Source organism: Bradyrhizobium campsiandrae (assembly GCF_014529705.1).
GTDB lineage: Bacteria > Pseudomonadota > Alphaproteobacteria > Rhizobiales > Xanthobacteraceae > Bradyrhizobium > Bradyrhizobium campsiandrae.
In genome coordinates this window covers 1-764 of sequence record NZ_JAANIH010000171.1, presented here as the reverse complement: position 1 = coordinate 764, position 764 = coordinate 1, and the positions used below count along the sequence as shown (strand labels likewise).

Below are 764 nucleotides of genomic sequence, written 5' to 3'. Positions count from 1 at the left end.
GCCATGAAGCGGTCGAGCTCGGCACGCAGGCGCGTGCTTTCGGACGACAGCGTCTTGGCCGAATTCAGCACCTCTTCCGAGGCCGAGCCGGTTTCGGCCGCACCCCGATTGACCTGGCCGATGTCGGTCGCGGCCGCCTGGGTGCCTTGCGCGACGTTCTGGACGCTGCGCGCGATCTCCTGCGTCGCCGCGCCCTGCTGCTCGACGGCGCTCGCGATCGAGGTCGAGATCGACGAGATCTGGCCGATGGTGGCGCCGATCTCCTTGATCGCGGCAACCGACTCGGCCGTCGCGCCCTGCATGCCCGCGATATGCGAGGAAATCTCGTCCGTCGCCTTGGCGGTCTGGCTCGCCAGCGACTTCACTTCGCTCGCGACCACCGCAAAGCCGCGGCCGGCTTCGCCGGCGCGCGCCGCCTCGATGGTGGCGTTCAGCGCCAGCAAATTGGTCTGCTCGGCAATCGCCGTGATCAGCTTGACCACCTCGCCGATCTGCTGGGCGGCGTGCGACAGCTTTCCGATGCGGCCGTCGGTCTCCTTGGCCTGCACCACGGCAGCTTCTGCGATGCGGCTGGAATCGCGGACCTGACGGCCGATCTCCTCGACCGAGGCCGACAGCTCTTCCGTCGCGGTGGCGACCGACTGCATGTTGTTGGAGGCCTGCTCGGACACGCCGGCGACCTGGCTGGACAGGGTCTGCGTGGTTTCGGCGGTGCGGGTCAGCGTGGACGCCGAGGATTCGAGCTGGACGGCCGAGGCCGACAC

Annotated in this window: 1 protein-coding gene; it reads right to left on the bottom strand. The window is 68.7% G+C overall.

Translation table 11 applies throughout. From position 1 onward, the window contains the following. On the bottom strand, window positions 1–764 hold a 764-nt coding region (locus G8O24_RS42550; RefSeq protein WP_244646405.1), incomplete at both ends, for a methyl-accepting chemotaxis protein.